Consider the following 3,894-nt stretch of genomic DNA (forward strand, 5'->3'; position numbering starts at 1 on the left):
CGCACTGGTCGCCGACCTGCACCGCTCAGGTATCGAGCTCACCGATCTGGATGTGACATCCCCGAGTCTCGACGACGTCTTCACCCACCTCGCCCACAACACTGGAGCACACCGATGACCACCATCCGCCCGACCGTCTCCCCGTTCGGGAGCCAGGTCGCCGCCCTGACCATACGCAACCTGCGCACCAGCGCCCGCGTCCCGCAATTGCTGATGTTCTCGCTGACCATGCCGATGGCGATGCTGGTGCTGTTCAGCCAGGTGTTCCGCAGCGTCGCGGCCGGAGCGGAGTTTCCGGCCGGAGTCAGCTACATCGACTTCCTCACTCCGGCGATGCTTGCCGTCTCCACCGTGATGGCCGGCACCAACGCCGGGGTGTCCGCGGCGATCGATCACACCAACGGCCTCCACGACCGGTTCGCTGCTCTGCCCATGCGCCCGAGCGTGCCGGGGGTGGCCCGCACCCTCAACGAAGCGATGTTCACCCTGGCTCGGGCGGTGCTGCTCGGGATCGCCGCAGTGGCACTGGGTTTCGAATTCCACGGCACCGCCGCCGACGCCGTCTCCGCGGTGATTGTGCTGGTGGTCCTGGCCGGGGCGATGAGTGCGCTGTTCGGGCTGATCGGGGACCGGCTCCGGCGTCCCGACGTCGTGCAGTTCGCCGGAATGATGGTGATGATGCCTCTGATGTTCGTCTCGAGTGCGTTCGCGCCGCTCGAGACGATGCCCGGCTGGATGCGGGCGATGGCGTCGCTCAACCCGGTCGCGCATGCCACCGACGCCCTGCGCGGGCACGTGCTCGGCACCGCCAGCGGCGGTGACACCGTCACCGCCCTGATCGCGGCGATCGGGTTGTGGGCCGTGGTCATCGCCCTCCCGATCGTGATCCGCCGGATCCGGCCGTCGTCGGCCCGCTGAGCGCCGGGATCCCGCTCTGCGCCGTTCCCGCTCCGGTGGCGGGTACGGGCAGGGCGGTTTCCGGCGTCTCGGCGCCGCCCGACACCGGGCACGGCAGGTACCCCTATCCGTGAAGGGGATAGGGGTACCGCGTTCAGTGGATACGTCCGGGGCGGGCGTCGACAGCGCTCATTCGGCGGTGTCGAGCAGATGCAGTTCCTCCGCCAGGATCAGGTCCACCTCTTCACTGGTCAGACCCGACAACAGATGCGTGGTCAACATCGCTCTCACCTCCTCACCGCGCTTCTACCGGTACGTCGAATCGGGGAACCCGATATCGACATCGACACCTCTACAGACGAGACCCATGTGAATCGGACGCAGCGCCTGCCTCGCTGCAGCCGCGCAGGGTTGCGTCCGACAGCCCTTTAGATCGTCCGTCTCGACGAGACGGCAACCGTCCGGGGCTCGCGGAAGCGCCGCGCGGCGAGGATGCTGGAGACGGAGAGGAATCAGAGATCATGGGCGAGACGACGGACCCCACTGCGACGACACTGCAACCGGCACCGGGCGATCTCGAGCAACTGTGGCGGGACTTCTCGGGTGACCTGCGGGCATTCATCGCCCGCCGGGTCTCGACCCCGGAGGACGCCGACGACATCCTGTCGATCGTCTTCCTGCGGATGGCCCGGAGTCTCGACGGTCTGCGCGATCAGGATCGGCTGCTGGGGTGGATGTATTCGATCACCCGCAACGCGATCACGGACTACTACCGGTCCGCGGCTCATCGCCGGGAACTGCCTGTCGACGCCGTCCCGGACAACCAGTTGCCGGACGGTTCCGAGACCGATGAGGCGGTCCAGAAGGAACTCGCCGCGTGCCTGGTGCCGATGCTCTCGGGTCTGCCCGCCGAACAGGCCGAGGCGGTGAAGATGGTCGATCTCGACGCCCGCACGCATGCCGCAGCCGCCGACGAGGCCGGAATCTCCGTCTCCGGCATGAAATCTCGCGTCCAGCGAGGCCGCGCCCACCTCCGGCAGCGGTTGCAGGCCTGCTGCCGGATCAGCCAGGACCGCACCGGTCATGTGCACGACTACCAACCGCGTAGCGGCGGCGCCTGCGCCTGCGGTGCCACACAGCCCGCGTCGGACCGGTGAATCGGTCGGCCGGCAGACGACGGGCAAGACCATCCTGGTTCCGTAGGCGCGGCCCCGATCACGGTCGCTCGTTGCGGGCGGCCTTCTCGACGATGCCGGCGATCCGCCTGGTCTTGGTCGCCGGCTGCTTCGCGAATGCGATCTGGCTGAGCGCGAATTTGCGGACGCTCGGCGGCCACGCGTCCCAGTTGGTGCGCGCCCGAGGGTCGGCGTCGAGGGCTGCGGTGAGTTCCGGAGATTCGACGAGTGCCTCGGCGTCGTCGAGCAGCGTCCACAGACCGCGTTGCTTGGCGTCGTCGACGACGGCCTGCCCGGGCGGCTGCATTCGTCCCTCGGCGATCAGTTCGGTCACGCGAGCCTTGTTGGACGCGGCCCACGCGCTGTTGCGCGCGCGTCGGGTGAACCACATGCCACGGCGGTGCTCGTCGATGATCCGGGTGTGCCCGTCTACCCACCCCCAGCACAGTGCTTCCCGCACGACCTGCTCGTAGTCGAGGGGAGTGTTACCGGACTCCTTGCGCCAGAACACGATCCAGACGCCGGGGGGCCGGTCGTGGTTGTCCCGCAGCCACGCGTGCCACTCGTCGAGGGACTCGAGGTGCAGGTGTTCTGCGTTCGGGTCGGCCATGCGGACCAGGCTAGGGCCTGCGGTCGCGCAACGGCCGGTCTCGGCGCAAGAGGGGCGAGTTGCCGGTCCGGATGGAGCACGCGGCTACGTGGTCACCCCCGAAGTGACGAGGTCGGGATCGGAATCTCCGTCCGGAGCGCGGCCGGCGCTGCCGATCTCTCGCCGACCGGCAGTCCAAGCGGCCCACAGACGGTGGTAGATCCCGCCGGCGGCGAGCAACTGGTCGTGGGTGCCCTGCTCCACGACCTGACCCGCGTCCATGACGAGAATGTTGTCGGCACGCGAGGCCTGGTCCAGGCGGTGCGCCACCACCAGGGCCGAACGATTACGGGTCACCACATCAGCGGCATCCTCCAACGCCCCCGCCCCCGCCGAGCCGGCTTCGGCAGTCGCCTCGTCCATGATGACGATGGCCGGGTCGAGAAGTAGAACGCGAGCCAGCGCCAGCTGCTGAGCGGCCACAGGCTCCAGCTGGATGCCACGCGCGCCGACCACCGTGTCGAGCCCCTGAGGAAGCCGGTCGAACCATGAGCGGGCATGTACCAGATCGAGTACCGAACGGAGCTCTGTATCGGTGGCATCGGGCTTGGCGAGGGTCATGTCCTGGCGCAGAGTTCCGGAGAAGACATGCACCTCCTGGCTGACCATGGCGAGACGCGCGACGCGCTCACGGTCGGACAGTGACGACACGGGGTGTCCGTCGACGAGCACCTCGCCCTCGTCGGGTATGTGCAGTCCCGCCAGCAGCGCTGCCACCGTTGTCTTTCCGGCCCCTGACGCGCCCACGATGGCGACGGTCTCGCCCGGGGTGATGGTCAGGTTGATGTTGCGGACGGCCCAGGGGCCGCCGTAGCTGAAGCTGACGTTGCGCAGCTCGACGTGCCCTCGGGGAGCATCTGCGCCGCTGTCGGGCACCGGCACCGGCGGATCGGAGACCACGCCCACGATTCGTGCCAGCGATGCGTACCCGGACTGCACGACGTCGAGCACGCGCATGAACGTGTTCAAAGGACCACGCAATCGGATGATCATGAGCACCGCCCCGGTCACGGCGCCCACGGTGAGGGCACCGGTGGACACCAGCCGGTAACCCACCGACAGCGCGATCGTCAGCATGAGGAACTCGGCACCGAGCATCCAGACGTTGAGGACGAGCATGGTGCTGCGAGCCCTGATGCCCTTGCGGACCACATCCCACGAGGCGTTCTCGAT

At 68.1% G+C, this 3,894-nt stretch carries 4 protein-coding genes and 1 pseudogene; 3 read left to right on the forward strand and 2 right to left on the reverse strand.

Translation table 11 applies throughout. From position 1 onward, the window contains the following. From I0Q12_RS34535 to I0Q12_RS31345, 3 genes and pseudogenes are all read left to right on the forward strand, one after another. Positions 1-118, forward strand: a pseudogene (locus I0Q12_RS34535) (multidrug ABC transporter ATP-binding protein); the annotation flags it as partial. Then, positions 115-918, forward strand: a complete 804-nt coding sequence (locus I0Q12_RS31340) for an ABC transporter permease (RefSeq protein ID WP_197257928.1) — start codon at positions 115-117, stop codon at positions 916-918. The pseudogene I0Q12_RS34535 and the gene I0Q12_RS31340, both read left to right, overlap by 4 nt. A 500-nt stretch (positions 919-1,418) precedes the next feature. Further along, on the forward strand, positions 1,419-2,054 hold the full coding sequence (locus tag I0Q12_RS31345) for a sigma-70 family RNA polymerase sigma factor (protein ID WP_197257930.1): 636 nt from the start codon (positions 1,419-1,421) through the stop codon (positions 2,052-2,054). A 58-nt stretch (positions 2,055-2,112) separates the two neighbouring features. Here I0Q12_RS31345 and I0Q12_RS31350 read toward each other — a convergent pair whose 3' ends face one another. Further along, positions 2,113-2,682: a YdeI family protein gene (locus I0Q12_RS31350; RefSeq protein WP_197257932.1), complete on the reverse strand. Its 570-nt coding sequence runs from the start codon at positions 2,680-2,682 to the stop codon at positions 2,113-2,115. A gap of 84 nt (positions 2,683-2,766) precedes the next feature. After that, the coding region (locus I0Q12_RS34540; RefSeq protein ID WP_231611795.1) for an ABC transporter ATP-binding protein at positions 2,767-3,894 on the reverse strand (1,128 nt) is incomplete at its 5' end.

Origin of the sequence: Rhodococcus sp. CX (genome assembly GCF_015865005.1) — a bacterium.
Taxonomy (GTDB): Bacteria; Actinomycetota; Actinomycetes; order Mycobacteriales; family Mycobacteriaceae; genus Rhodococcus.

Bases quoted from the DNA above. Each gene is read 5' to 3' on its own strand.
- I0Q12_RS31340 (WP_197257928.1), top strand. From the start codon at position 115: ATGACCACCATCCGCCCGACCGTCTCCCCGTTCGGGAGCCAGGTCGCC.
- I0Q12_RS31345 (WP_197257930.1), top strand. From the start codon at position 1,419: ATGGGCGAGACGACGGACCCCACTGCGACGACACTGCAACCGGCACCG.
- I0Q12_RS31350 (WP_197257932.1), bottom strand. From the start codon at position 2,682: ATGGCCGACCCGAACGCAGAACACCTGCACCTCGAGTCCCTCGACGAG.